This is a genomic window from Amycolatopsis sulphurea, from assembly GCF_002564045.1.
In the GTDB taxonomy this organism is placed as follows: Bacteria; Actinomycetota; Actinomycetes; order Mycobacteriales; family Pseudonocardiaceae; genus Amycolatopsis; species Amycolatopsis sulphurea.
The window spans coordinates 191,632-214,617 of record NZ_PDJK01000001.1 but is presented as its reverse complement, the minus strand read 5'-3'; the positions used below and the strand labels follow the sequence as shown (position 1 = coordinate 214,617).

The following is a 22,986-nucleotide window of genomic DNA, read 5'->3' as shown; positions in this document are numbered from 1 at the left end:
GCGAGCTTAGCCCGTCACCCCCGGTACCGCGGAAGGGTCGTGTTCTCGGCCATAGTGGACTAGGAAGGCTGCCGAACTCGCGTAGGAGGAGCAATGCCGACGGTTGTGCAGGTAACCAGGACTGGTGGCCCGGAGGTACTGGAAACCGGCGAGGTCCCCGTCGGCCCGCCCGGCGCCGGAACGCTGCTGGTCGACATCGCCGCGGCAGGCGTCAACTACATCGACACATACCAGCGTCAGGGCATCTACCCGCTGGAGCTGCCGTTCGTGCTGGGCATGGAAGGCGCCGGCACGGTCGCCGAGGTCGGCGAAGCCGTGACGGGTTTCGCCCCTGGTGACCGGGTGGCCTGGCAGGGCGTCCTGGGCAGCTACGCTGCGCGCGCGGCGATCCCCGCCGCCGTGGCGGTGAAGGTGCCCGCAGGAATCTCCGACGAGGTGGCCGCCGCGACGTTGCTGCAGGGCGTCACCGCACATTACCTGGTGCGGTCCACGTACGAGGTGAAGCCGGGCGACGACGTCCTTGTGCACGCAGCTGCCGGCGGTGTCGGGCTGCTGCTCGTACAACTCGCGAAGGCGCGCGGCGCGCGCGTGATCGGCACGGTGTCCACCGATGAGAAGGCCCAGCTGGCCCGTGGCGCCGGTGCGGACTACGTGATCCGCTACGACCGCGAAGACTTCGCCGCGGTCACGCGCGAGCTGACTGGCGGCGAAGGCGTGGCCGTGGTCTACGACGGCGTCGGCAAGGACACTGTGGACGGCAGCTTGGCTAGCCTGCGGATCCGCGGCACGCTGGCGTTGTTCGGCGCGGCGAGCGGCCCGGTGCCGCCGCTGGACCCGCAGCGGCTCAACTCCGGCGGCTCGCTGTACCTGACCCGCCCCACCGCCGCGCACTACGTGCGAACGCGCGAAGAGCTGGACTGGCGCGCGGACGAGCTGTTCGCCGCGGTCCAGGACGGCTCCCTCGACATCCGCATCGGCGGCCGTTACCCGTTGGCCGAGGCACGCCGTGCGCACGAAGACCTCCAGGGCCGCCGTACCACCGGCAAGCTGCTGCTGATCCCGTGACGCAGGCCCGTGCGTGCCCCGCGCGGGGGCACGCACGGATCGGATCAGGCCGGGACCGCCACGGCGTCGACCACGAACACCAGTGTCTCGTTGGGCGCGATACCGTTCCCGCCTTTGCCGTAGCCGAGGTCCGGCGGGATGATCAGCAGCCGGCGGCCGCCCTGCTTGATCCCGGTCAGGCCCTCGTCCCAGCCCTTGATCACCTCGCCGGCGCCGAGGCTCAGGGAGAACGGCTCCTTGCCGAACGAGCTGTCCAGCTGTTTCTTGTCCGACCAGGTGACCAGCGTGTAGTTCATGGTCACCTGCTGGCCCGGCTTCGCCTCGGCGCCGGTGCCCGCGGACAGATCCTTGATGACCAGCTTCTTCGGCGGGGTGCAGTCGTCCGGGACGGTGATCTCCGGGGCCTTGCCGAACTCGCCCGTGGTCTTGAGGTCATCCGCGGTGCACACCCGGGAGGGGGCCGCCGCGGGGGACGAAGCACCGGCGGACGCGCCGCTGTCGCCGCCACAGCCGGTCAGGACGGCCGCCGCCGCCACGCAGGCCGCCATGGCCGCGATGTTGCCGATTTTCTGCATGCCGAGCACCCTATCCCTGGAGGCACTGCGATTTCGGCAACAGCGCGACTTTAGCCAAGCCGGTGCAGCGCCGGGACCGGGTCACCGGTCTGGACCACGCCGAGCCGGCGGGTCGCCCGAGTCAGTGCCACGTACAGATCGTTCAGTCCCCGCGGGGACTCGGCCACGATCTCGTCCGGCGCGATCAGCAGCACCGCGTCGAATTCCAGGCCCTTGGCCCGATCCACGGTCAGCACGCTGAGGCGTTCGCCGGCACCCAGCAACGCCCGCAGGTGCTTTCGCCGCGCCGCGGGCACGAGTACCCCGATCGTGCCACCGTCCACAAGGGACAGTTCGGCCCGCACCAGTCCGGGCAGCTCGCCGTCCAGGTCGGTGCTGCGTCTGCTCCACGGGGCCACGCCGGTCTCCCGCACCGAGGACGGCGGGGCGAGGTCACCGCCGAGTTCGGTGAGCACGTCCGCGGCGACGGCCATGATCTCCGCCGGGGTCCGGTAGTTGACCCTCAGCTGCGCCAGCCGCCAGCGATCGGCCACATACGGCGCCAGCACCTCGTCCCAGCTGCGCGCTCCCCCGGCGGTGCCGGTCTGCGCGACGTCGCCGACCAGGGTCATCGACCGGTTCGGAGTGCGGCGCATGAGCAGCCGCCAGTCCATTGCGGACAGTTCCTGTGCCTCGTCGACGATCACGTGGCCGAAGGTCCAGGTGCGGTCCTGCGCCGCCCGCTGGGCCGCGGTCAGCTCGCTGCGCGCCTGCTGCCGTTCGGCGAACAGCTCGGCGTCGAGCACGTCGGACACCCGCAGCATCTCCTCGTCCTGGATCTCCTCGTCCTGTTCGAGGATGTCCAGCACGCCCTCGGCGTACGCGCGTTCCACCCGTTCCCGGCGGCGGTTCTGGGCCTGCTCCTCGGAATCGTCCGCGCCGAGCAGCTCGGCCAGCTCGTCCAGCAAGGGCACGTCGGCGGGCGTCCACTGGGCGTCACGGCCGCTTTCCAGGTGCGCGCGCTCGGTGTCGGTGAGCAGCGTCCCCACGGCGCGGGCCAGGTAGGCCGGGTCGGCGAAGAGGTCGTCGAGAAGGCCCTCCGGGGTCAGCTTTGGCCACAGCCGCGTCAGCGCGGCCGCCACCGCCGGGCTGGCCGCCAGCTCGGCCCGGATGTCCTGGACGTCCTGGGCGTCGAGCAGGTCCTCCCCCAGCTTCCGCGCGGCCTGCCGGGTCAGCGCGTCGAGCACATCGGACACGAACAGCCGGCGCGCGAGGTTGTGCGGACGGCGTGAACGGCGTGCCCGCGTCCGCGCCTCCACGCAGGTTTTCCGGTCCAGCTTGAGGATTTCCCGCTCGTGCTCGATCTCCAGCACCGGATCCGGCACCCGCTGGCGGTCGCGGACGGCGGCGGCCAGCACCTCGGCCAGCACCACCCGGCCCTTCACCTCGGCCGCCTCCGGCGATTCCACGCCCACCGCGTCCAGCCCCGGCCACAGCTGCCCGACCGTCGCCAGCAGCACCCCGGTCTCACCGAGGGACGGCAGCACCTGGCCGATGTAGCGCAGGAACGTGCTGTTCGGCCCGACCACCAGCACGCCACGCGTGGTCAGCTGCTGGCGGTGGGTGTAGAGCAGGTAGGCCGCGCGATGCAGCGCCACGGCGGTCTTGCCGGTGCCCGGCCCGCCCTGCACCACCAGCACCCCGCCGAGCGGCGCGCGGATGATCCGGTCCTGCTCGGCCTGGATGGTCGCGACGATGTCGTTCATCTCGCCGGTGCGACGGCGCTCCAGCGCGGCCAGCAACGCCGCCTCGCCGGCCAGCCCGAGGTCCTGGCCCTGGTCCGCCGCGCCGAGATCGAGGATCTCGTCGTCGAACCCGGTCACCCGGCGGCTCAGCGAACGCAGGTGCCGCCGCCGGCGCACGCCCTCCGGCGAGGCGGCCGTGGCCAGGTAGAAGGGGCGGGCCACCGGGGCACGCCAGTCGATCAGCAGCGGGCGGTAGTCGTCGTCCTCGTCGAACAACCCGAGCCGGCCGACGTAGGTGGTTTCCTCTTCGCGGCCGGGCAGGAAATCCAGCCTGCCGAAGCACAGCCCCTGCTCCACCGAACCGAGCTGCGCGAGCCGGTCGGTGTACAGCGTGGTGGCGACGTCGCGTTCCGTACGGGCCTGTGGGGTACGCCCGGTCTGCCGCAACGTCTCGTCGAGACGGCGCTGGGCGTCCCGCCGCTCGATGTCGAGCTTTTCGTAGACCGCCGAGACGTACGTCTGCTCACGCGCCAGCTCGGCGGCATGGTCGGACGTACCGTCCTCGAAGACACGGCTCGTTTCCCGGTCCGGGGACACGGACAAGACTCAATCCTGCTTTCGCTTCGGGGAATGCGGCGGAGGGCCGAGAGGGCACAGACCGTCCAGCCTACGGCATTCCCCGCCGCAGAGCGCAGGGTCAGAGGGGTCAGAAGGGCAGGCCGAGCGTGGGCAGCCCGATCGCGGCGTCGACCGCCAGCGCCACGAACACGATCATCAGGTACGTGTTGGAGCGGTGGAACAGCGCCATCGGCTTGGTCTCCACGCCCCGGCGTACCTCGGCGTTCAGGCGGTGCGCGTAGAAGAGGAACCAGGCACCGGCGACGACCGCGAAGGTCGCGTACAGCCAGCTGGTGACCGGGAGCAGCAGCAGCGTCCAGGCGACCATCACCCACGAGTAGATGACGATCTGACGGGCCACGTGCTGCGCGGTGGCCACCACCGGCAGCATCGGCACGCCCGCGCGCTCGTAGTCCTCGCGGTACTTCATGCCCAGCGCCCAGGTGTGCGGCGGGGTCCAGAAGAAGATGACGCCGAACATCACGAACGCGGGCCATTGCACGGTGCCGGTCACCGCGGCCCAGCCGATCACCACCGGCATGCAGCCCGCCGCGCCACCCCAGACCACGTTCTGCGAGGTACGCCGCTTGAGGCCGAGGGTGTAGACGAAGATGTAGAACAGGATCGTCACGATCGCCAGGATCGCGGACAGCAGGTTCACCGTGAAGTACAGGACCACCGCCGAGGCGACCCCGAGCACCAGGCCGAACACCAGCGCGTTGCGCCGGGGCACCGAGTCCTTGACCAGCGGGCGCCGCTTGGTGCGGTTCATGACCTTGTCGATATCCGCGTCGATCACGCAGTTGAGCGCGTTCGCGCTGCCCGCGGCCATGGTGCCGCCGACCAGGGTGGCCAGCACCAGCCACAGATCCGGCACCTGGCGCCCGGCCAGGAACATCGCCGGGATCGTGGTGACCAGCAGGAGTTCGATCACCCGCGGCTTGGCGAGCGCGGCGTAGGCGCCGAGCACCCGGCGGAGGCTTCGCCGGGCCCCGTGCGGTCGTGCACCGTCCGGGTGTACGGCGCTGGTGTCGTCACTGCGTCCGTGCGCAGCGTTCACCAACGACATTTCACTCCCTGTGTCAGTTCGGGGCCGGGCGGACCGGAAGATCGTGGTGCCAGTGGTGAATCCGCCGGACCCAGCCCGCGAACGATGGTAGCCGTGGCGATTCGCGCGACACTGCGCGGGGCCGGGACACGCCGCGGGGTGTCTGCTCCGTCACGCTCGCGCCGGCCGGCGCCCGGCGCGTCGCCGGGGCCGCTCCGCCGGGCGATTCCGGAAGGCCCCCGCCGGAGCACCGCTGACCAGCGCCGGAACGGGTGGCGGACGGCGTACTCGCCCGGCCGTCGCGACAGCCGGGCGCGACGCTACCCACTAGGCTGCCGGGCAGGGGCCCGCCGGTCTGCCTGCGCGCCGCCGCCGGCCGGAATATCGTCCTCTCGGGATCGATTGAGAACCAGCGATCGAGAACACCGGCGGTGCGCACCGGCACCGCCGTCGGGGACCCCCGTCACAACCGCATCGACGCAGGAGTTCGAGTTCAGTGCCCGAAACCGCTTCCACCAGCGAGACCAACCCGTTGCTCCGGCGTACCGCGCCGGCCGACTGGACCGAGACCGACACCCGCGCCGTGGACACCGCCCGGGTACTGGCCGCGGACGCGGTCGAGCACTGCGGCAGCGGTCACCCGGGCACCGCGATGAGCCTGGCGCCGCTGGCCTACACGCTCTTCCAGCGCGCCATGCGGCACGACCCGGCGGACCCGCACTGGGCCGGGCGCGACCGGTTCGTGCTCTCGGCCGGGCACTCCAGCCTGACCCTCTACATCCAGCTGTACCTCGCCGGGTTCGGGCTCGAACTGGCCGACCTGGAGCAGCTGCGCCGCTGGGGCTCGCTGACCCCGGGCCACCCGGAGTACCGGCACACCAAGGGCGTCGAGACCACCACCGGCCCGCTCGGCCAGGGGCTGGGCAACGCCGTGGGCATGGCGATGGCCGCCCGCCGCGAGCGTGGCCTGTTCGACCCGGACGCCGCGGCCGGTGAGAGCGTCTTCGACGGGCACATCTACGTGATCGCCTCGGACGGGGACATCGAGGAGGGCATCACCTCGGAGGCCTCGTCGATCGCCGGCCGCCAGCAGCTGGGCAACCTGGTCGTCTTCTACGACGACAACAAGATCTCGATCGAGGACGACACCACCATCGCCCTGTCGGAGGACGTGGCGAAGCGCTACGAGGCCTACGGCTGGCACGTGCAGACCGTCGAAGGCGGCGAGGACGTCGTCGCGATCGAGAAGGCCATCGCCGCGGCGAAGGCGGAGACGCAGCGGCCCTCGTTCATCGTGCTGCGCACGATCATCGGCTACCCGGCCCCGACGAAGATGAACACCGGCAAGGCGCACGGTGCCGCGCTCGGCGCCGAAGAGGTCGCGGGGGTCAAGAAGATCCTGGGCTTCGACCCGGAGCGCAGCTTCCAGGTCGACGCCGAGGTCATCGAGCACACCCGCAAGGCGCTGGAGCGCGGCAAGGAGTGGCGCGCCGAGTGGCAGGTCCGCTTCGACGCGTGGGCGGCGGCCAACCCGGAGCGCAAGCAGCTGTTCGACCGGCTCGCCAAGCGCGAGCTGCCCGAGGGCTTCGCCGACGGCCTGCCCTCCTGGGAGCCGTACGCCGCCAAGGGCGTCGCTACCCGCAAGGCCTCCGGCGAGGTGCTCAACGCGCTGGCCGGGCCGCTGCCCGAGCTGTGGGGCGGTTCCGCGGACCTCGCGGAGAGCAACAACACCACCATGAAGGGCGCCGACTCGTTCGGTCCGGCCGAGGCCGGCACCGCGATGTGGAACACCAGCCCGTACGGGCGCACGCTGCACTTCGGCATCCGTGAGCACGCGATGGGCTCGATCCTCAACGGCATCGCCCTGCACGGCGGCACCCGCCCGTACGGCGCCACCTTCCTCACCTTCTCCGACTACATGCGCCCGCCGGTGCGGCTGGCCGCGCTGATGGGCCTGCCGGTCACCTACGTGTGGACGCACGACTCGATCGGCCTCGGCGAGGACGGCCCGACGCACCAGCCGATCGAGCACCTCGCCGCGCTGCGCGCGATCCCCGGCCTCAACGTGGTCCGCCCGGCGGACGCGAACGAGACCGCGTACGCGTGGAAGGCCGTGCTGGAGGACGTGGCGCACCCGTCGGGATTCGCGCTGACCCGGCAGAACGTGCCGGTCCTCGAAGGCACCAGCGCCGAGGGCGTGCAGAAGGGCGGCTACGTGCTGGCCGACGCCTCCACCGGCGAGCCGCGGGTCATCCTCGTGGCGACCGGCTCCGAGGTGCAGCTGGCCGTCGAAGCGCGCAAGACGCTCGAAGCCGACGGCGTGCCCACTCGCGTGGTGTCCATGCCGTGTATCGAATGGTTCGACGCGCAGGATCAGGGGTACCGCGATTCCGTACTGCCGCCGTCGGTCAAGGCGCGGGTCTCGGTCGAGGCCGGGATCGCCATGCCGTGGCAGCGGTTCACCGGTGACGCCGGAGTGAACGTTTCGATCGAGCACTACGGTGCCTCGGCCGACGCGGCCACCCTGTTCCGTGAGTTCGGCTTCACCGCCGAGGCGGTCGTCGACGCCGCCCGCCGCTCGATCGCCGGCACCCAGCACTGAACTCCTTCCCGAAAGGACCGCATCATGACCACTGATCGGCTCGCGCAGCTGTCCGAGGCCGGCGTCTCGATCTGGCTGGACGACCTCTCGCGGGAACGCCTGAACACCGGCAACCTCGCCGCGCTCGTCCGCGGCAAGCACGTCGTCGGCGTGACCACCAACCCGACCATCTTCGCGAACGCGCTCTCCGACGGGGCCGCCTACGACGCCCAGGTCAAGGAACTCGCCGACCGCGGCACGGACCTCAGCGGCGCCGTCCGGGAGCTGACCACCACCGACGTACGCAACGCCGCGGACCTGTTCCGCGACGTCTACACCGCCACCGGCGGCGTGGACGGCCGCGTCTCGATCGAGGTGGACCCGCGGCTGGCCAAGGACACCGGCAAGACGGTGGCCGAGGCCAAGGACCTGTGGAAGACCGTCGACCGGCCGAACGTGCTGATCAAGATCCCGGCGACCGCCGAGGGCCTGCCCGCGATCACCGCGGTGCTCGCCGAGGGCATCAGCGTCAACGTCACGCTGATCTTCTCCGTCGAGCGGTACCAGGCGGTCATCGAGGCCTTCTTCGCCGGCCTGGAGCAGGCGAAGGCGAACGGTCACGACCTCAAGGGCATCCACTCGGTCGCGTCCTTCTTCGTGTCCCGTGTGGACAGTGAGGTGGACAAGCGGCTGAACGCTCTGGGCACCGACGAGGCCAAAGCGCTGCTCGGCGAAGCGGCCATCGCGAACGCGCGGCTGGCGTACGCGGCCTTCGAGGACCTGTTCGCTTCCGACCGCTGGAAGGCGCTCGCCGAGGCCGGCGCCAACGCGCAGCGGCCGCTGTGGGCCTCCACCGGCGTGAAGGACCCGGCCTACTCCGACACCCGCTACGTCGACCAGCTCGTGGTCAAGGACGTGGTGAACACGATGCCGGAGAAGACCCTGGATGCGGTCGCCGACCACGCGCAGATCACCGGCGACACGGTGGCCGGCCGCGGGCAGGACGCGCAGGCGGTGTTCGACAAGCTGAGCGCTGCCGGGATCGACGTGCCCGACGTGTTCGTCACCCTCGAGAACGAGGGTGTGGAGAAGTTCGAGAAGTCCTGGCAGGAGCTGCTCGACACGGTGACCGGCCAGCTGGAAGAAGCGAAGGGCTGAACCCGAGACCATGACCACAGGGGACGAGACCGGCGTCGAGATCGTCGACGCCGAACTGGCAGGCAAAGCCGCGCCGCTGGCCGACCGGCTGGCCGCGGAGGGGGCCGCCTCGAAGCTCGCCGCACAGGACGCCACGCTGTGGGGTCCGGACGCCGAGTCCGAGGCGTCGATCCGGTTGTCGTGGACGACGCTGCACAAGTCGTCGCGGCCGCTGATCGGGGAGATCGAGGCGCTGCGCGCCGAATTGCGCAGCGAAGGCGTGGACCGCGTGGTGCTCGCCGGCATGGGCGGTTCCTCGCTCGCGCCGGAGGTCATCACGGCCACCGCCGGGGTGCAGCTGACCGTGCTCGACACGACCGATCCGGGCCAGGTGGCGGACGCGCTCGCGGGCGATCTCGACCGCACCGTGCTGGTGGTGTCGTCGAAGTCCGGCGGCACGGTGGAGACCGACAGCCACCGGCGGATCTTCGCCAAGGCGTTCGCGGACGCGGGCATCGACGCGGCCCGGCGGATCGTGGTCGTGACCGACCCCGGCTCGCCGTTCTCCGCACTGTCCGAAAAGGAGGGTTACCGCAAGACCTTCCTGGCCGATCCGCACGTGGGCGGCCGCTACTCGGCGCTCACCGCGTTCGGCCTGGTGCCGGCCGGGCTCGCCGGGGCGGACATCGCGCGGCTGCTCGACCAGGCCGCCTCGGCTGCCGAAGCGCTGGCCGCGGACACCACGGACAACCCGGCGATCAAGCTCGCCGCGGCCTGGGGTGCGGCGCACGAAGCCGGCGCCGAGAAGGTCGTGCTCGCAACCACGGATTCAGGCAGCTCCAGCCATTTGCCTGGCTTCCCGGACTGGGCCGAGCAGCTGATCGCGGAGTCCACCGGCAAGCTCGGCACCGGCCTGCTGCCGGTCGCCGTCGAAGGCCCGGACGCCCCCGGTTTCGCCGACGCCAAGGCGGACGCGACCCCGGTCGCGATCGGCGTGCCGGAAGGCGCGGCGAAGATCTCGGTGACCGGCGCGCTCGGCGCGCAATTCCTGGTGTGGGAGTTCGCCACCGCGCTGGCCGGGCGGCTGCTCGGGATCAACCCGTTCGACCAGCCGGACGTCGAAGCCGCGAAGAAGGCGGCGCGCGCATTGCTGGACGACCCGGAGAAGCTAAAGGGCGGGGAAGCACCGGCCACTGTGGACGGTTCCGTCGAGATCTTCGGCAGCGAAGGTGTTGCCACCGAAGGAAAACTGACCGACATGCTGCGCGCGTTCTTCGGCACGGTGACCGAAGGCGGATACATCGCGGTGCAGGCCTACCTGGACCGGCTCGACGACGCCTCGACTTCGTTGCTGCGCAGCGAGATCGCGAAGCGGACCGGCGTGCAGACCACCTTCGGCTGGGGTCCCCGGTTCCTGCACTCCACCGGGCAGTACCACAAGGGCGGCCACCAGAACGGCAGCTTCCTGCAGATCACCGGCGCGGTCGCCGAGGATCTGGACGTGCCGGACCGCCCGTACACCCTGGGCCGGCTGCAGCACGCCCAGGCGCTCGGCGACGGCCAGGTGCTGGCCGGGCACGGGCGCCCGGTGCTGCGGCTGCACCTGACCGATCGGGCCGCCGGGCTGGCCGAGCTGGTCCGCGCGGTCCAGGAGGTGGCCGAGTGACCTGGCGCAACCCGCTGCGGGACGCGCGGGACAAGCGGCTGCCGCGGATCGCCGGGCCGTCCAGCCTGGTGATCTTCGGGGTGACCGGCGACCTGGCCCGCAAGAAGCTGATGCCCGCCATCTACGACCTGGCCCACCGCGGGCTGCTGCCGCCCGGCTTCTCGCTGGTCGGCTTCGCCCGCCGCGACTGGGAACACCAGGACTTCGGCGAACTGGTGCACGATTCGGTGCGCGAGCACGCGCGGACGCCGTTCAAGGAGTCGGTGTGGAACCGGCTCGCCGAGGGCATCCGGTTCGTGCAGGGCACCTTCGACGACGACGACGCGTTCGACCGGCTCGCGCGGACCGTGCGCGAACTGAACGAGGAACGCGGCACCGGCGGCAACACCGCGTTCTACCTGTCCATCCCGCCGGGCGCGTTCCCGGTGGTCACCAAGCAGCTGGCCCGGTCCGGGCTGGCCCAGGCCGACGAGAACACCTGGCGCCGCGTGGTGATCGAGAAGCCGTTCGGGCACGATCTCAAGAGCGCCAGGGAACTCAACGGGATCGTGAACGACGTCTTCCCCGAGGAGTCGGTGTTCCGCATCGACCATTACCTCGGCAAGGAGACAGTGCAGAATATCCTCGCGCTGCGCTTCGCCAACCAGCTGTTCGAGCCGTTGTGGAACGCGAACTACATCGACCACGTCCAGATCACCATGGCCGAGGACATCGGCCTCGGCGGCCGCGCGGGGTACTACGACGGGATCGGCGCCGCCCGGGACGTCATCCAGAACCACCTGCTGCAGCTGCTCGCCTTCACCGCGATGGACGAGCCGCTGTCGTTCGAGCCGAAGTCGCTGCGGGCGGAGAAGGCGAAGGTGCTGGCGGCGACCAAGCCGGTGCACCCGTTGCACGAGACCACTGCGCGCGGGCAGTACGCCGGCGGCTGGCAGGGCGGCACGAAGGTGCCCGGCCTGCTCCAGGAAGCGGGCTTCGCGAAGGACTCCACGACCGAGACCTACGCCGCGGTGACGCTGGAGGTGCAGAACCGCCGCTGGGCGGGGGTGCCGTTCTACCTGCGCACCGGCAAGCGCCTCGGCCGCCGGGTCACCGAGATCGCGGTGGTCTTCAAGCGGGCCCCGCACCTGCCCTTCGATTCGACCTCGACCGAGGAGCTGGGGCAGAACGCCCTTGTCATCCGGGTGCAGCCGGACGAGGGCATCACGCTGCGGTTCGGCTCGAAGGTGCCGGGGACCACGATGGAGGTCCGCGACGTCACGATGGACTTCGGGTACGGGCACGCGTTCACCGAGTCCTCGCCGGAGGCCTACGAGCGGCTGATCCTGGACGTGCTGCTCGGCGAGCCCTCGCTGTTCCCGGTGAACGAAGAGGTCGAGCTGTCCTGGGAGATCCTGGACCCGGTGCTGAACCACTGGGCGAAGCTCGGCACCGCTCCGGAGGAGTACCCGCCGGGGACCTGGGGTCCCAAGTCCGCAGACGAGATGCTCGAACGTACTGGCCGGAACTGGAGGCGTCCGTGATCCACAATTGCGAAGCCGATCACGGCCGCCGACTGGCAGTGTCCGTTTGGGGCACCCACACCCGGGGGAGTATCCCGCAAGAACACCGGAGGCGTCCGTGATCATCGATCTGCCGTCGACGACCACGTCGGCGCTGAACAAGAAGCTGGTGGAGATCCGCGAGCAGGGTGGCCAGGTCGCGCTCGGCCGGGTGCTGACCCTGGTCATCGTCGCGGACGACGACGCCAAGCTCGAAGACGCCATAGAGGCCGCGAACGACGCCAGCCGCGAGCACCCGTCGCGGGTGATCGTGGTGGCCAAGGGCGCGCGCACCGCGGCTCCGCGGATAGACGGCCAGATCCGCGTGGGCGGCGACGCCGGGGCGAGCGAGGTCATCGTGCTGCGGCTGTACGGCGCGCTGGCGTCGCAGGGGCAGAGCGCCGTGGTGCCGCTGCTGCTGCCGGACGCGCCGATCGTGACCTGGTGGCCCGAAGCCGGCCCGAAGGCCCCGGCGGAGGATCCGCTCGGCGAGCTCGCGCAGCGGCGGATCACCGACTCGGCCGCGGAAAAGAACCCGATCCGCTCGCTCACCACCCGCGCGAAGTCCTATGTGGAGGGTGACACGGATCTGGCCTGGACCCGGCTCACGCACTGGCGGGCCCAGCTGGTCTCGGCGCTGGATCTGCCGCCGTACGAGAAGATCATCGGCGCGACGGTGACCGGTGAGGCGGATTCGCCGTCCACCGAGCTGCTCGCGGGCTGGCTGGCCGAGTACCTCAAGGCTCCGGTGCGGCGGATCAAGAGCTCCAGTGCCCAGGGCATCATCTCGGTGCAGCTGGAGCGGCGCTCCGGCGCGGTCGAGCTGACCCGCCCGGACGGCCGGGTCGGCACGCTGACCCAGCCTGGCCAGCCGACCCGGCGGATCGCGCTGCAGCGGCGGAGCAACCTGGAGTGCCTGGTGGAGGAGCTGCGCCGGCTCGACCCGGACGAGATCTACGAGGCCGCCCTGCACGGCCTGCACAAGCTCGCCCCCTCCGGCACCGGCAAGACCGCCGCGGCCAAGCCGAAATCCGCCCGCGGCGCGAAGGCCCCCGCCAAGAAGAGCACGGAAAAGAGCGCCTCGTGAGCCGGACCGAGGTCGTCGTCTACGAGAACCCGGAGCTGCTCGCCGCCGCCGCCGCGGCCCGGCTGGTCACCCGGATCGTGGACGTGCAGGCAGCGCGGGGCTCGGCGTCGGTGGTGCTCACCGGCGGCGGCACCGGCATCGCGGTGCTGCGCGAGCTGCGGGAGTCCCACGCCCGGGACGCGATCGACTGGTCGCGCCTGGACCTGTACTGGGGCGACGAACGGTTCGTCCCGGCGGATTCCGGCGAGCGCAACGAAAAGGGCGCGCGGGAGGCACTGCTGGATCACGTGCCGCTCGCCCCGGAGCGGGTGCACGCGATGGCCCCATCGGACGGCGAGTTCGGCGACGACGTGGACGCGGCCGCGGCCGCGTACGCGAAAGTCCTTGCCGACGCGGCCGAGGACGGCGAGCAGGTCCCGGCGTTCGACATCGTGCTGCTGGGTCTCGGCGGGGAAGGGCACACCGCGTCGGTGTTCCCGGACTCCCCCGCCGTACACGAGACACAGCCGACGGTGGTGGCGGTGCGGGATTGCCCGAAGCCGCCGCCGACACGGGTCTCGCTCACCCTCCCGGCGATCCGCCGGGCGCGCGAGGTCTGGCTGATGACCGGCGGCGCAGCCAAGGCGGACGCCGTCGCGCAGGCACTCGCCGGCGCGCCGGAGACGCAGATCCCGGTGTCCGGAGCGCGCGGCTACCACCGCACGCTGTGGCTGCTCGACCGCGAAGCGGCCGGCAAGCTCACGAAGGTCTACCAGCCGCCCGGCAGCTGACCTTCAAGATGCTGTGAAGGGGCCCTTCACGGACTCTGAGTCCGTGAAGGGCCCCTTCACAGCATCTACGCGTACGGGGTCGCGCTCAGCCGACGATGTCCAGGTCGAACTCGGCGTTGGTGCTGTACTCGAAATCCGCCCACACTGCACCGGGCAGCGCGTAGCGGCGGTGCGACACGACCTTCGGGTCGAAGCCGGATTCGTCCTTCGGGTTGTGCCCGATGCCGGCCTTGTCGCTGCCCCACGCGTGGATGTTGCCCAGGAACACCGGAGTGGGCGCGAGGCCGTCGGGAGCAAGCCACGGCCGGATGACGATCGCCGCGGTGTCGCTGCCGGACAGCAGGAGCCGTACTGAGGTGATGTCCTTGCTGGGCGCCAGTTTCAGTCGTTCCATCAGTTCAGTCACCTTTCCTGCCGCGGCCGGCGCACCGGTGAGATGCGCGTTCGTGTAGGACTCGTCGAGATCGACACCGTTCGCCCTGATCCCGGGCACCCGCCCGGTGCTGGAGTACTGGTGGAGGTCGTAGCGGCCGGCGGCGGCGTCCGGGCGGGCGCCGTAGCGGGCGATCCAGATGACCAGGCCCGGCACGCCCCAGGTGTCCGGGCGCAGCTTCTTCGCCAGTGCGTTGTTCAAGTACACGCCCGGCCGGAAGCCCTGCCGCGCGACCTCGTTGCAGAACGCGGTGGCGAAGCCGCGCTTCTGGCCGTCCGGGATGTTGGGCAGCCGGGACGACGCGGGGTTGTCCTCGAGATCGAGCATCGGCGCGCAGCCGGTGGCGCCGAGCCGGCGGACCTCGCCGAGCAGGACACCCGCCTGGGCCTCCGGGCCCGGGTTCGCCTGCGCGAAGTGGTATCCACCGACCGGGATGCCGGCCGATCTCGACCCCGCGACCTCGGCGTCCCCGGCACCGCCCGCCGGTCTGCCCCCGCCGTCGGACAGTTTGACGTACACGTACGTCACGCCATGGGCACGGACCGCCTGCCAGTCGGTCACGTGCTGGAAGCTCCGGTAGATATCGATACCCAGCGCCATACCCGCCAGGATGACGCAGTTCACCCGCTCCCGCGATCGACGCGGTCCAGGCAAACGGACGAGCCACAGCTCGGCCAATGAGCGGCTCACCACTATGTGGGACCGGCTTTAAGGTAAACGTAAGGTGGTGTGATCAACACGGAGTGAGATTGCCGTGCATATCCTCACCCGAACAGCCTATGCGGCGAGATTAACAGACGAGAAGGGCCACAGTGGGTGAAATTCACCGGCACTACACATCTCCTCGTTAGCATCCGCACATTTGTTCCCCGCCGCGCGTCCCGATCGGGTGGACGGCGCCTCTCATGACCAAGTCCACAAGACGAATGGGGTCGCCGAGATGAGTACAGAGGGACTCTCGATTCCAGGCATCTCGATGGGCAGCTCCGGAGCGGGAGCCGCCCGCGGGGAACGATGGTACGGCCGGTTCGCGCTGGTCACCGCGCTGCGCCGACGTGCGCTCACGATGCTGCGCCGTCCGGCCACGACGACCGCCTTCCTCGAAGCCGCGGTACTGGCGCTGGTCGTGCTCGACGTGTGGCTCGTCGTCCCGCAGCGAGCCCAGTCCTATTCGTTCTACCTATCCGGCATCTCCTGTCTCGCGGTCCTGCTGCGCCGACGGTTCCCGTTCCTGGCGCTGCTCATGGCGGTGCCCGGGTTCTTCGCCGGCTGGGCGCAACTGGCGTCGATGTTCACGCTCGGCATGGTGGCCGCGCGGCGGCAGCTGGCCTGGCAGACCTGGGTGGGCGCGGCGCTGGTGTTCACCTGCCGGTTCGTCAGCTGGCCGTTCAGCGAGTTCGCGCAGCTGACCTGGCGCGAGCACATCCTGGACGGGATCTACGGCGTCCTCGTGGCGGGCATGCCGGTCGCGCTCGCCCTGCTGCTCGGGGCACGGCAGGAGATCGCCGCGAAGCTGGCCGAGCTGGCGAAAAGCCGCGACCGGGAACGGCGGCTGTACGCGGACGCCATCCGCGCCGAGGAACGCGCCCGGCTGGCCCGCGAAATGCACGACGTGGTCTCGCACCAGATCACGCTGATCGCGATGCAGGCGGGAGCCCTGCAGGCACAGGCGAAGGAAGGCCCGGCGCTGGAGACCGCCCAGGTGATCCGCGGGCTGTCCCGGCGGACGCTGGAGGAATTGCGTTCCCTGGTGAGCGTGTTGCGCTCGGGCGCCGAGGAAGACGGCCCGCGCCACGGCATCGGCGAGCTGGACCACTTGATCCGCACCGCGGAGGTGCCGGTGCAGCTGACCGTGGAGCAGCTACCGGACACCCTGCCGAGCCAGGTCTCCGCGGCCGCGTATCGCACCGTGCAGGAATGCCTGACCAATGTGCACAAGCACGCCCCCGGCGCGACCGCGACCATCCGCATCCAGGCGGGCAGCGGCGCGCTGGACATCGAGGTGGAGAACGAACGCGCCTGCCGCAGCGGCGAACGCCTGCCCTCCGGCGGGCACGGACTGACCGGGCTCGCCGAACGAGCCCGGCTGCTGGGCGGCAGCTTCGAGACCTCCGGCACGGAGAACGGCGGTTTCCGGGTCCGTGCGCGGTATCCACTGGAACTGGCCGCGGTCACGCCACCGAGTACCGCGGCGCCGTGACCCCGCTATGAAGCCAGGCCGTACCCGCGCCTGCCCGATACACCGGGTAGGCGACGAGCCGGGCCCCGGTAGGCCATCAGCGTGACCCGCCCCTCGCGCGACGGCCTCGGCGGCAGATCCGCGCGCCGGAGCCGAATTTGCCCTGCAGGACACCGAAAGTGCCCCATCGCACCCCATGCTTGACGGGCCGTAACGCGAAAAACCACCGGCCCGGACCCGTGGCGGCCGGGGCGGTGGTTCCGCGGACTGCGGTGAGACCTCAGATCAGTTCGCGACGCTGGCGGAGCCGCTCCAGTGCCTCGGCGAGAATGGCCTCGCCATCGGCATCGCTGCGACGCTCCTTCACGTAGGCCAGGTGCGTCTTGTACGGCTCGGTGCGCGGAGCGGCGGGTGGGCTCTGCTCGTTCTGCCCGCCGGGCAGGCCGCAACGCGGGCAGTCCCATTCCTCCGGGACCTCCGCGTCCATCGAGAACGACGGACGGGCTTCGTGCCCATGGGCACACCAATAGGACACCCGGCGCCGCGGCGCCGACTCACCCCGTTCCGATTCGCCCGAAGGACCGGCACCCACGCGGGTGCCGCGAATCGCGTTACCGCCAACCATGAATCCTCACACGTTGAAATCGGCGGCGCGCCCCCCTATAGGCACGCCGATCAACTGGCCCCTGTCCGGGGCGGTCAGACCTTGAGCAGCAGGCCGATCCCCACGATGCTGATCACCCAGATCGCGACGAGCAGCAGCGTGATCCGGTCGAGGTTCTTCTCGGCCACGCTCGAACCCGCCAGGCTGGACTGCATGCCACCGCCGAACAGCGAGGACAACCCGCCGCCCCGGCCGCGATGCAGCAGCACGGCCACCACCAGCAGCACGCTGGAGACGATCAACAGGATTTGCAGGAACAGCTTCATCTCATCCTCTGTGCTTGTCGGAGAATGCAGGGGTACGGCCCTGAAACCGCCCGGCGGTTGCCACCGTACCCCCGGACTCGCCCACTGCTCTAGTGACGGACCGGATACACAGGCTACCCGGTAGTGGCCTCGATCAGGGCAGCGGGCCACCCGCGGCCAGCGCGCAGAGCTTGGTGAACTCCTCACCGTCCAGGCTCGCACCGCCTACCAGGGCACCGTCGATGTTCTCCGCCGCGACCAGCTCGGCGACGTTGCCGGACTTGACCGAGCCGCCGTAGAGCACCCGGACCGCGGTGGCGACCTCGTCGCCGTACTTCTCGGCCAGTGCCGCCCGCAGGGCCTTGCAGCATTCCTCGGCGTCGGCCGGGGTGGCCACCTTGCCGGTGCCGATCGCCCACACCGGCTCGTAGGCCACCACCACGGTCGCGACCTGCTCGGCCTTGAGCCCCTTGAGGCCCTCGATCAGCTGTGCGGTGGTGTGCGCGAGGTGCTCGCCCGCCTCGCGGACCGCCAGCTCCTCACCCACGCACAGGATCGGCGTGATGCCGTGTTTGAGCGCGGCCCGGACCTTCTTGTTGACCAGCTCGTCGGTCTCGTCGTGGATCGCCCGCCGCTCCGAGTGACCGACGGTGACGAAGCTGCAGCCCAGCTTCGCCAGCATCAGCCCGGACACGTCGCCGGTGTAGGCACCGGAGTCGTGCGGCGAGAGGTCCTGCGCGCCGTAGCTCATGGACAGCTTGTCGCCGTCCACGAGCGTCTGCACGCTGCGGATGTCGGTGAACGGCGGCAGCACGGCCACGTCCACCTTCGCGTAGTACTTCTCCGGCAGCGCGAAGGCGATCTTCTGCACCAGTGCGATGGCCTCGAGGTGGTTGAGGTTCATCTTCCAGTTGCCGGCCACCAAGGGCTTGCGTGCCACTAGTTCTTCCCCTCCAAGGCGACGACGCCGGGCAGTTCCTTGCCTTCCAGGTACTCCAGCGAGGCGCCGCCGCCGGTGGAGATGTGCGAGAAGCCGTCCTCGGGCAGGCCCAGCTGCCGCACCGCGGCCGCCGAGTCACCGCCGCCGACCACCGTGAACGCGTCGGCGGCCACGAGTGCCTCGGCCACCGCGCGGGTGCCGCCGGCGAACGCCTCGAACTCGAACACGCCCATCGGGCCGTTCCAGAAGACGGTCGCCGCGTCGGCCAGCTTGCCCGCGAACAGCTCGCGGGAGCGCGGGCCGATGTCGAGACCCTGCCGATCGGCCGGGATCGCGGTCGCGTCGACGACCTCGTACGGCGCGTCCGCGGCGAACTCGGTCGCGGCCAGCACGTCGACCGGCAGCACCAGTTCGACCCCGCGTTTCTCCGCCTCGGCGAGGAAGCCACGGACCTGGTCGAGCTGGTCGGCCTGCAGCAGCGACCGGCCGACCTCGTGGCCCTGGGCCTTGAGGAAGGTGTAGGCCATGCCGCCGCCGATCAGCAGCCGGTCGACCTTGGTCAGCAGGTTCGCGATGACGCCGAGCTTGTCGGACACCTTCGCCCCGCCGAGCACGACCGCGTACGGCCGCTTGAGGTCGTCGGTCAGCTTCTTGAGCACGTCCAGCTCGGCCAGCACGAGCCCGCCCGCGTACGCCGGCAGCACCGACGCGATCTCGTAGACCGAGGCCTGCTTGCGGTGCACCACGCCGAAGCCGTCGGACACGAAGGCCCCGCCCGGGACGAGCGCGGCCAGCTCGGCGGCCAGCTCGGCGCGGCCGGCCGCGTCCTTGCTGGTCTCCCGCGCGTCGAACCGCACGTTCTCCAGCAGCACGACGCCGCCCGCGGCCAGCGCGCCGGTGCACGCCTCGGCCGAATCGCCGACCAGGTCGCCCGCGAGGGCGACCTCGGCACCGAGCAGCTCGGAAAGCCGCTTCGCGACCGGAGCGAGGGTGAAGGCCGGGTCCGGCTCGCCCTTCGGGCGGCCCAGGTGCGCGGTGACGACGACCTTCGCGCCCGCCTCGGCGAGCTGCTCGATCGTCGGCAGCGCGGCGCGGACCCGGCCGTCGTCGGTGATCCGGTCTCCTTCGAGCGGGACGTTCAGGTCGCTGCGCACCAGCACGTAGCGGTCCCGGACGCCCTCGCTCAGCAGATCGTCGAGGTTCTTGACGGTCATCGGGTCAGAGCTTCGAGCCGATGAGCTTGATCAGGTCCGCGAGGCGGTTGGAGTAGCCCCACTCGTTGTCGTACCAGCCGACCACCTTGACCTGGTTGCCGATCACCTTGGTCAGCGGTGCGTCGTAGATGCAGGACGCCGGGTCGGTGACGATGTCGGCGGACACGATCGGGTCGGTGCTGTAGCGCAGGATCCCGGCCAGCGGGCCCTCGGCGGCGGCCTGGTAGGCGGCGTTGATCTCCTCGAGGGTGGCGGCCTTCTTCAGGGTCACCGTGAGGTCGGTGGCCGAGCCGGTCGGCACCGGGACGCGCAGCGCGTAGCCGTCCAGCTTGCCCAGCAGCTCCGGCAGCACCAGGCCGATCGCCTTCGCGGCGCCGGTGGAAGCGGGCACCACGTTCAGCGCGGCGGCGCGGGCGCGGCGCAGGTCCTTGTGCGGGCCGTCCTGCAGGTTCTGGTCCTGGGTGTAGGCGTGGATCGTGGTCATCAGGCCCTGCTCGATGCCGAAGGCGTCGTTGAGGACCTTGGCCAGCGGGCCGAGGCAGTTGGTGGTGCAGGAGGCGTTGGAGATGATCACCTGCGAGCCGTCGTACTTGTCGTCGTTGACGCCGAGCACCACGGTGAGATCCTCGCCCTTGGCGGGCGCGGAGATGACGACCTTCTTGGCGCCGCCGGCGATGTGCGCCTTGGCCGCGTCGGCGTTGGTGAAGAAGCCGGTCGACTCGACGACCACGTCCACGCCCAGCTCGCCCCACGGCAGGTTGGCCGGGTCGCGCTCGGCGAGGGCCTTGATGGTCTTGCCGTCCACGACGATGCCCTCGTCGCTGACGCTGACCTCACCCGGGAAACGGCCGAGGATCGAGTCGTACTTGAGCAGGTGGGCCATGGTGGCGACGTCGCCGAGGTCGTTGAACGCGACGACCTCGATGTCGTGACCGCTCGCCTGCACGGCGCGGAAGAAGTTGCGGCCGATCCGGCCGAAGCCGTTGACACCTACGCGAACGGTCACTGCTGCCACTCCTTTGGGTCTTGATCACTGCTGGTCTCGCAGCCGCGATCACTGCTGTTCGTGAAGCGCGGCGAAGTCGCGGGGCACCGGCCCCGGAACACCGCGGGTTTCGGCGCAACCCTAGCGCGCGGGCCTCGTCGCCCCGGACTGCCCCGACGAGACTTCCACCACTGCGCGAACACGTCAAGAATCGATTAAGAACCCAGCTCAGCCGCGTTCACCCGAAAATCGGGGGCACGGGGCGGACCACCGGCTTGATCGGTCTTGGTGCCCGGATTCACCCGGCTTTTCCGCGCCCGGGCCGCGCCTCGTCCGCGCCGGTTGACCCGTCCAGGGGGCACCTTGCCCGGGGACGGCCGAGGGTCGTGACCCCGGACCGGTTGCCACGACAACGGCGGATCGCGGGCGGCGGATCGCGGGCGGCGGATCGCGGGCGGCGGATCGCGGGCGGCGGATCGCGGGCGGCGGATCGCGGGCGGCGGATCGCGGGCGGCGGATCGCGGGCGGCGGATCGCGGGCGGCGGATCGCGGGCGGCGGATCGCGGGCGGCGGATCGCGGGCGGCGGATCGCGGGCGGCGGATCGCGCGGGGCTTCTGGGGAAGCCCGCGCCGGACATTTGTCACGGGGGGTCACTCGAGTGCATCCGCAGGTCCCTGGAGGGAGTGGGACATTCCCATGGTGGTGGAGCGGCTCGGTGCGGCGGCTCGTGTGTCGAGCTGCGGCGGGGCGGCTCGGCGCCACTCGCGCGCGGAATGGCGCCCACCCACCACGCCGACCCAGCCCCTCGCAGCACTCCGCCCGCTCATCACGCCCTGGCTGCGCCGATCGCACCTCACCCTGCCGGGCGGTCCTGTCCCCCCGGCAAGGCCAAGGCTGTGAAGGGGTCCTTCACAGACTCCGAGTCCAGGGTCCCGGCAAAGTCGGTCGAGGGCCCGTGATCAGCAGAGGGAGCCGTGGCTGCCCGACCGGTTTCGGGTCCGTGAAGGTGCCCCTCACGGACTCAGAGTCCGTGAAGGGGCCCTTCACAGCCCTCCGCACCTGAGCAGGGCCCTCCACACCGACTTTGCCGGGACCCTTGACTGAGTCCGTGAAGGGGCCCTTCACGGACTTTCCGCCTCCGGACGCCGGGGGCAGGAAGCGGGCTGTTCCGCCTGGGCCAGCGAACCTGTGGAAGTCACCCCGGTCATCCCGCCAGCTCCTTCTCCACCGGGGTGCGGAACTTCGGCACCACCCGGGCCTCGCCCAGCCAGTCCGCCAGCCGGGCCGCTTCCGTCGCCACGGCGGTGGTCTTCTCCGTGCCGACGTCCTCCAGCAGCCTGGTCGCGATCTCCCCCGACGGGCGCTGGGCCCAGGCGCCGACCACCCGGCCGTCGCTCCAGATCGTGGGGCCAATGTTGCCGCTGCGGTCGAACAGGGCCGGGCGGTGCGGGCCCAGGTACCAGTCGCGGACGGACCAGCCCATCGCGGTCGGGTCCAGTGCGGGCAGCAGGGCCACCCACGGGTCCGGTTCCGCGACCGGGGCCAGGTCGTCGGCGAGGGCCACGGCGGGGGTTCCGTCCAGGTCCACCTCGGCTGGGGATACCGCGGACAGCACACGCTTCGTCTGCGCCGCGGTCCAGCCCGTCCACCAGCGCAGGTCGGCGATCGGCGCCGGGCCGAACGCGTGCAGCCAGCGGCGGGCCAGCTCAGCCCGCGCATCCTCCGGCGACACGTCCGGCCAGCCCGCGGGCAGCCAGTCGGCCGCGGGCGACCAGTGGTATTGGGTGCTCAGCCACGTCCCCCGAGGGCGGCCGCGCACGATCCGTCCGTCGACGGCCAGCTGGAACAGCACCCGGCTGGTGACGTTCCCGATCGACGCGTACGGCTTGCCCTCGGCCATGTGCAGCTGCTGACGCAGGCGCGGCTCGTCCTCCACCAGCTGCTGCGCAGTGGCGATCTCCCTGGCGCGCAAGGCTTTCTCGACGCTGTCCTCGACCTCGGCCAGCCACCGCGGCGGATCCGCGACGTTCTCCGGATGCCCCTGGGTGCCGAGGTGCTGTTCGAGGAGCCGCCGCTGCCGGGCCGCGATGTCCGTGGCGCACCCCGCCTGCACACAAGCACCCGTGTCGACCGACGTCACGAACATCGTCCGCCGCATCCCGAGCAGCCGCAGCAGAGTGCGGTCCTCGTACAGCGCACGCTCGACATCGGCCACCGACAACCCGCGTACCCGCGCCCACGCGGACAGGTACACCGACGCCGGGTCAGTGGCATGCAGCGCGACGACACCGCCGGCGGCCTCCTCGACGGTGGCCGCCGGCGCCGCGAGAAAGTGGCGCGCACCGAGCCGAGCCCGGCGCTGAGCGAGGGAGATCTTCACCCCTCGGTTCTTACCAGCAGGGTCCGACAAAAACCGCCCGACCAAACCACCGACCCCGAACCCGCCCCCGTTACCCCTCCCCGGAGTGCCGGGCCAAGGGCTGTGAAGGGTCCCTTCACGGACTCAGAGTCCG

Annotated in this window: 18 protein-coding genes; 8 read left to right on the top strand and 10 right to left on the bottom strand. The window is 70.9% G+C overall.

What is annotated here, in order from left to right; all coding sequences use genetic code 11:
* Positions 1–93: 93 nt before the first annotated feature.
* A complete protein-coding gene (locus tag ATK36_RS01030) occupies positions 94–1,065 on the top strand; it encodes a quinone oxidoreductase family protein (RefSeq protein WP_098509418.1) in 972 nt (323 codons plus the stop codon).
* A gap of 44 nt (positions 1,066–1,109) precedes the next feature.
* Here the strand turns inward: ATK36_RS01030 and ATK36_RS01025 are convergent, their stop codons facing one another.
* The 3 genes from ATK36_RS01025 to ATK36_RS01015 form a co-directional block, all read right to left on the bottom strand.
* Positions 1,110–1,640: an FKBP-type peptidyl-prolyl cis-trans isomerase gene (locus ATK36_RS01025; RefSeq protein ID WP_098510238.1), complete on the bottom strand. Its 531-nt coding sequence runs from the start codon at positions 1,638–1,640 to the stop codon at positions 1,110–1,112.
* Positions 1,641–1,690: 50 nt separating this feature from the next.
* Positions 1,691–3,961: a HelD family protein gene (locus ATK36_RS01020; RefSeq protein WP_098510237.1), complete on the bottom strand. Its 2,271-nt coding sequence runs from the start codon at positions 3,959–3,961 to the stop codon at positions 1,691–1,693.
* Positions 3,962–4,070: 109 nt separating this feature from the next.
* Complete coding sequence (locus ATK36_RS01015; RefSeq protein ID WP_098509417.1) at positions 4,071–5,051, bottom strand: heme o synthase; 981 nt, start codon at positions 5,049–5,051, stop codon at positions 4,071–4,073.
* 475 nt (positions 5,052–5,526) lie between these two features.
* On the opposite strand from ATK36_RS01015, the gene tkt reads away from it, so the two are divergent.
* From tkt to pgl, 6 genes are all read left to right on the top strand, one after another.
* Positions 5,527–7,632: a transketolase gene (gene tkt, locus ATK36_RS01010; protein WP_098509416.1), complete on the top strand. Its 2,106-nt coding sequence runs from the start codon at positions 5,527–5,529 to the stop codon at positions 7,630–7,632.
* Between the two features lie 24 nt (positions 7,633–7,656).
* On the top strand, positions 7,657–8,769 hold the full coding sequence (gene tal / locus ATK36_RS01005) for a transaldolase (RefSeq protein ID WP_098509415.1): 1,113 nt from the start codon (positions 7,657–7,659) through the stop codon (positions 8,767–8,769).
* A gap of 10 nt (positions 8,770–8,779) precedes the next feature.
* Positions 8,780–10,414: a glucose-6-phosphate isomerase gene (locus ATK36_RS01000; RefSeq protein WP_098509414.1), complete on the top strand. Its 1,635-nt coding sequence runs from the start codon at positions 8,780–8,782 to the stop codon at positions 10,412–10,414.
* Positions 10,411–11,937 carry a glucose-6-phosphate dehydrogenase gene (gene zwf / locus ATK36_RS00995; RefSeq protein WP_098509413.1) on the top strand — a complete coding sequence of 509 codons (1,527 nt, stop codon included), beginning with the start codon at positions 10,411–10,413 and terminating at the stop codon, positions 11,935–11,937. The genes ATK36_RS01000 and zwf overlap by 4 nt, the downstream gene beginning before the upstream one ends.
* A 97-nt stretch (positions 11,938–12,034) precedes the next feature.
* Positions 12,035–13,042 (top strand): glucose-6-phosphate dehydrogenase assembly protein OpcA, encoded by a 1,008-nt coding sequence (gene opcA, locus ATK36_RS00990; protein ID WP_098509412.1) that lies wholly within the window; start codon positions 12,035–12,037, stop codon positions 13,040–13,042.
* On the top strand, positions 13,039–13,812 hold the full coding sequence (gene pgl / locus ATK36_RS00985) for a 6-phosphogluconolactonase (RefSeq protein WP_098509411.1): 774 nt from the start codon (positions 13,039–13,041) through the stop codon (positions 13,810–13,812). The genes opcA and pgl overlap by 4 nt, the downstream gene beginning before the upstream one ends.
* Before the next feature lie 85 nt (positions 13,813–13,897).
* On the opposite strand, the gene ATK36_RS00980 is transcribed toward pgl, so the two are convergent.
* Positions 13,898–14,845 (bottom strand): glycoside hydrolase family 25 protein, encoded by a 948-nt coding sequence (locus ATK36_RS00980; RefSeq protein WP_098509410.1) that lies wholly within the window; start codon positions 14,843–14,845, stop codon positions 13,898–13,900.
* A gap of 340 nt (positions 14,846–15,185) precedes the next feature.
* Between ATK36_RS00980 and ATK36_RS00975 the strand changes: the two genes are divergently transcribed.
* Positions 15,186–16,445 carry a sensor histidine kinase gene (locus ATK36_RS00975; RefSeq protein WP_170069533.1) on the top strand — a complete coding sequence of 420 codons (1,260 nt, stop codon included), beginning with the start codon at positions 15,186–15,188 and terminating at the stop codon, positions 16,443–16,445.
* A gap of 259 nt (positions 16,446–16,704) precedes the next feature.
* On the opposite strand, the gene ATK36_RS00970 is transcribed toward ATK36_RS00975, so the two are convergent.
* From ATK36_RS00970 to ATK36_RS00945, 6 genes are all read right to left on the bottom strand, one after another.
* A complete protein-coding gene (locus ATK36_RS00970; RefSeq protein WP_098509409.1) occupies positions 16,705–17,049 on the bottom strand; it encodes an RNA polymerase-binding protein RbpA in 345 nt (114 codons plus the stop codon).
* A 74-nt stretch (positions 17,050–17,123) separates the two neighbouring features.
* The gene (secG, locus tag ATK36_RS00965; RefSeq protein WP_098509408.1) at positions 17,124–17,354 is read right to left on the bottom strand and encodes a preprotein translocase subunit SecG; all 231 of its coding nucleotides are present in this window, start codon (positions 17,352–17,354) and stop codon (positions 17,124–17,126) included.
* 133 nt (positions 17,355–17,487) lie between these two features.
* Positions 17,488–18,273, bottom strand: a complete 786-nt coding sequence (gene tpiA, locus ATK36_RS00960) for a triose-phosphate isomerase (RefSeq protein ID WP_098509407.1) — start codon at positions 18,271–18,273, stop codon at positions 17,488–17,490.
* Entirely contained in the window at positions 18,273–19,487 is a 1,215-nt protein-coding gene (locus ATK36_RS00955; RefSeq protein ID WP_098509406.1) for a phosphoglycerate kinase, read from the bottom strand. Before ATK36_RS00955 ends, tpiA begins: the two co-directional genes overlap by 1 nt.
* A gap of 4 nt (positions 19,488–19,491) precedes the next feature.
* Positions 19,492–20,493: a type I glyceraldehyde-3-phosphate dehydrogenase gene (gene gap, locus ATK36_RS00950; RefSeq protein ID WP_098509405.1), complete on the bottom strand. Its 1,002-nt coding sequence runs from the start codon at positions 20,491–20,493 to the stop codon at positions 19,492–19,494.
* Positions 20,494–21,677: 1,184 nt separating this feature from the next.
* Entirely contained in the window at positions 21,678–22,853 is a 1,176-nt protein-coding gene (locus ATK36_RS00945) for a winged helix DNA-binding domain-containing protein (RefSeq protein WP_098509404.1), read from the bottom strand.
* Between the last annotated feature and the right edge of the window lie 133 nt (positions 22,854–22,986).

Coding starts and splice junctions, on each gene's coding strand:
- ATK36_RS01030 (WP_098509418.1), top strand. CDS start 94: ATGCCGACGGTTGTGCAGGTAACCAGGACTGGTGGCCCGGAGGTACTG.
- ATK36_RS01025 (WP_098510238.1), bottom strand. CDS start 1,640: ATGCAGAAAATCGGCAACATCGCGGCCATGGCGGCCTGCGTGGCGGCG.
- ATK36_RS01015 (WP_098509417.1), bottom strand. CDS start 5,051: ATGTCGTTGGTGAACGCTGCGCACGGACGCAGTGACGACACCAGCGCC.
- tal (WP_098509415.1), top strand. CDS start 7,657: ATGACCACTGATCGGCTCGCGCAGCTGTCCGAGGCCGGCGTCTCGATC.
- ATK36_RS01000 (WP_098509414.1), top strand. CDS start 8,780: ATGACCACAGGGGACGAGACCGGCGTCGAGATCGTCGACGCCGAACTG.
- ATK36_RS00980 (WP_098509410.1), bottom strand. CDS start 14,845: ATGGCGCTGGGTATCGATATCTACCGGAGCTTCCAGCACGTGACCGAC.
- ATK36_RS00975 (WP_170069533.1), top strand. CDS start 15,186: ATGAGTACAGAGGGACTCTCGATTCCAGGCATCTCGATGGGCAGCTCC.
- ATK36_RS00970 (WP_098509409.1), bottom strand. CDS start 17,049: ATGGTTGGCGGTAACGCGATTCGCGGCACCCGCGTGGGTGCCGGTCCT.
- secG (WP_098509408.1), bottom strand. CDS start 17,354: ATGAAGCTGTTCCTGCAAATCCTGTTGATCGTCTCCAGCGTGCTGCTG.
- ATK36_RS00955 (WP_098509406.1), bottom strand. CDS start 19,487: ATGACCGTCAAGAACCTCGACGATCTGCTGAGCGAGGGCGTCCGGGAC.